The organism is Geothrix rubra, from assembly GCF_030268065.1.
Taxonomy (GTDB): domain Bacteria; phylum Acidobacteriota; class Holophagae; order Holophagales; family Holophagaceae; genus Geothrix; species Geothrix rubra.
On sequence record NZ_BSDD01000010.1, the window covers coordinates 1 to 3,884 of the forward strand.

Here is a 3,884-nt window from a genome sequence, read left to right on the forward strand (position 1 = left end):
GGAGGCCGGGCTCACGGAGACCGCGACGGGGGCTTGGACCGCGACCGTCGCGGAGGCGCTCTTGCTGGTGTCCGCCACGCTCGTGGCCGTGACAGCATGGCTCCCCGCCGCCGAAGGCGCGGTGTAGGTGACGGTGTTTCCGGTCCCGGTGATCGTTCCCACGGTGGCGCTGCCGCCCGCGAGGCCGTCCACCGTCCAGGTGACGGCCGTGTTGGTCGAACCCGAGACCGTGGCGGTGAGGGAGACGGCCCCGCCGGTCATCAGGGAGGTGGAGGAGGGACTCACGGAAACAGAGACCGCCACCGGAGCGGGGGCCGGGGCCTGGACCGTGACCACCGAGGAGGCGCTCTTGCTGGTATCCGCCACGCTCGTGGCCATGACCGTGTGCGTGCCGGCGGCAGAGGGCGCCGTGTAGGTGGCGGTGGTGCCCGTGCCCGTGAGCGTGCCCACGGTGCCGTTGCCTCCGACGACGCCGTCCACGGTCCAGGTGACGCCCGTGGTGTTGGTCCCCGTCACGGTGGCCGTGAAGGCGAGGCTGGCGGCGCTGGCGATGGTCGTGGCACCGGGACTCAGGGACACCGCGACCCTGGGCTTGACCTTGACCAGCGTTGAACTCTTCTTGGAGGTATCCGCTGTGCTCGTGGCCGTGATGGTATAGGTTCCGGAGGTGGTGGGGGCCGTATAGGCGACCGTGGTCCCACTGCCGCTGATGGTGCCGACCGTGGCATCCCCGTTCACGACATCATTCACGGCCCAGACCACGCCCGTGTTGGAGGAGCCGACGACCTGGGCGGTGACGGGCACCGTGTCGCCGGAAGTGATGTCGGTGGGTGGGTTGACCAGGGAGATGCTCAGGGTCCCGACGGACGTCGTACCCTGGCTGCCGCCGGCGCTGCTGCTTCCGCTTCCGCCACAGGCAACCTGGATCAGCATTCCCGCAATGGCCAAACCCTGCAGCGTGGTGATGAGCCTTGACGTTCGCAATGGAGCCTCCGCATGCCGGTAAGGGCAAGCGGGGTGCCATGGAAATTCGGCTCAACCACAAGATGCAAACATTGATATATATATTTTTACAAAATACACCCAGACCTCCGGTAAGTCCCGGATTCTGGGATCTGGATCCGAATTCCAGAATCCGGATGGTTCAGGACCGCAGGCTCTTGAGCTTCTGGTAGAGGGTGCTGCGGGGGATCCCGAGCCGCTTGGCGGCCCGGTCCACATGGCCGCCCTCCTCCTGGAGGACCTGGCTGATGTGGTGCCGTTCGAGCTCCTTCAGCGTCAGGCTGGACAGGGGCTCCTGGCTCTGACCCTGGGGACTGGCGGCGAAATCCAGGTCCGCCGCCTCCAGCTCGGGTGAGCGGGCACCCATCAGGGCCCGCTCCAGGACGTTCCGCAGCTCACGGATGTTCCCGGGCCAGGAATGGTCCTGCAGTTTGGTCAAGGCGCTGGCGGAGAGGCGCATCGGCTCGCGCCCGCATTCGCCGGTGAGGCGGTCCAGGATGCGCTGGGCGAACGTCGGGATATCCTCGGCGCGCTCCCGCAGGGGGGGCACGAAGATCTGGATGGCGCTGATGCGATAGAAGAGGTCCGAGCGGAACCGCTGCTCCTGCACGAGCCGGTCCAGCTGCTGGTGGGTGGCTGCAACCAGTCGGAAATCCACCTTCTGGTCCTGGACCGCCCCCAGCCGCCGGAACCGCTTCTCCTCCAAGGCCTTGAGGATCCTCGGCTGGATCTGCACGTCCATGTCGCCGATCTCGTCCAGGAAGACGGTGCCGCGGTTCGCCGCTTCCAGCAGGCCGACCTTGGCGCTGACCGCGCCCGTGAAGGCCCCTTTCTCGTGGCCGAAGAGTTCGGTCTCCAGGAATTCCCGGGTGAACCCGCCGCAGTTGAGCTCCAGCATGGGTTCCGAGGCCCTGGAGCTGTGGCGGTGCAGCCACCGGGCCAGTTCGCTCTTGCCGGTGCCCGTCTCGCCCCGGATAAGGATGGGGCTCTCAGTGGCGGCCGCCAGCCGCGACTGCTCCTCCAGGCGGCGGATCGCGGCGCTCTGGCCGATGAATGGATCGACGGCCCGCTGGGGCTGCTCGAGGGAATCCCGGGCCAGCTGCTTCCGCCGGTTCCGCTGGTTTTCCAGGGCCCTCTGGATCACCACCAGGAGGGCGGGCAGGTCCAGCGGCTTCACGAGGAACTGCTCGGCTCCCAGCTGGATGGCGCGCACGGCCAGCTCGATCCGCGCATGGGCCGTGAGGAGGACGATGGGCACCCCGGGGTCGATGGCCTTGAGCCGTGGCAGCAGATCGATGGCGTTCCCATCCGGGAGGGAGTAGTCCAGGGTGACCGCATCGTAGACGTCCGCCCGGTACCGCGCCTCGGCCTCGGCGCAGGTGGCCGCCTCGTCGACGCTGAAACCATGGAGTTCCAGGAAATCCCGGATGGCGAACAGGATGGTTTCATCATCATCCACGACCAGAATCTTCGCTTTCGCCATGGAGCCCTCAAGGTCGGCCGGCTGAACGCAAAGGATAGGGCAAGCTGGCTGGCAGCATGAACTGGATCCTCACCCCGCCCTCGGGCCCCGGGCAGGCGGTGAGGCTGCCCCCGTGATACTCGAAGACCCGCCGGGCCACCGGAAGGGTCAGACGACCCAGACCGGACGTCCGGAAGTAGAAGGGCTCGAACAGGCGGGCGAGATCCACGTTCTTCATCCTGGTGCTGGAGCCGTCCAGGTGCCCGCAGATGTCGACCCGCTCGCCCTCCGAGCGCACCTCGACCTGGAGGATCACCCGGCCTCCCGGCTCCTCCTGCTTCAGCATGAAATGGATGAGATGGGTGAAGGCGGCGCGGAGGCCCTGCTCATCGGCCATGATGGCCGGCAGGACTCCCTCGATCTTGCATTGGAGCTCCAGGTTGCCCTCGCGCGCCACCGCCGCTTCATAGGTGGCGACCCCCTTCAGGAGGGCATCCAGCTCGGTCTCCAGCCAGGAATACCGCTGGGGATCCCCGTAGTCTCTCAACTCGTCGATGAAGGCGTTCATCCGGTCAAGGCTCTTCCGGATGGTGGCTCCGTACCTGCTGACATCCTCCATGCCGGCGAATCGCGCTTCGAAGGCATCGAGGTTCGCGGAGATCCCAAAGACAAAGCTTCCCAGCTCGTGCACGAGGCCCGGAACGAAGGAGGTGGCGGCCGGCGCCCGAGGCGTGGCACGGGTCTCCAGCTGGTGACGTCCCGCCGCCAGGATGGATTGGACATGCCCGACCACCAACCTGAGCCCCGCCCGATGGTCCGGGGTAAGCGCGTGGGGAGTTGGCGACAGCACGTACAGGTCGCCGATGCCGCGGCCGTACTCGTCCTGCAGGGGCAGGGTCTCCATCGCCAGGAGCGCCCCCTCCTGGTCCGGGAGGATCCAGAAGGGGTGACCAGGGGCGCCCCCCGCCAGGGTCCATTCCAGGGCCGCCATCTGCCCGGGCGCGAGCCCGCTGCTGCTCAGGTACCAGACTCCGGTCTCGTCCCGCAACGCCAGGGCCACCTGGGTTCCCGTGAAGGCGGCGGCGAGAAGCAGCCAATCCTTCAGCAGGCGTTCGATCGCGGGATCGGCGAGGCCGAACCGGTGCGGGCACGCGGGGAGGAGCGGATTCGGGATCGGAGCGTTCGGATTCAACGGCGGTTACCCCCGGAACCCGGCGCGCGTGATGCCGGGGTTGCCAATTGGAACTGGGAGGGAAAGACCTGGAGGAGGCCCCCGAAGGAAACACGCCTCCGTCCGGGTGAAGCAGGGGAGCTAGTGTTGGATGCCCATCTGGGAGACATCGATGCCGGGGAAGCCGGGGATGCTGAACATGGGGCTGGAGGCCTTGAGGGTGAAGTTCAGGTTGGCGGGATCCGTAAA

2 protein-coding genes and 1 pseudogene are annotated in these 3,884 nt (G+C 67.2%); all 3 read right to left on the bottom strand.

Going from position 1 to position 3,884, the window contains the following annotated elements; all coding sequences use genetic code 11:
• Positions 1–933 (bottom strand): annotated as a pseudogene (locus QSJ33_RS15500) (hypothetical protein); the annotation flags it as partial.
• Positions 934–1,144: 211 nt separating this feature from the next.
• A complete protein-coding gene (locus tag QSJ33_RS15505) occupies positions 1,145–2,461 on the bottom strand; it encodes a sigma-54-dependent transcriptional regulator (RefSeq protein ID WP_285727874.1) in 1,317 nt (438 codons plus the stop codon).
• A 31-nt stretch (positions 2,462–2,492) separates the two neighbouring features.
• Entirely contained in the window at positions 2,493–3,656 is a 1,164-nt protein-coding gene (locus QSJ33_RS15510) for a sensor histidine kinase (protein ID WP_285727876.1), read from the bottom strand.
• Between the last annotated feature and the right edge of the window lie 228 nt (positions 3,657–3,884).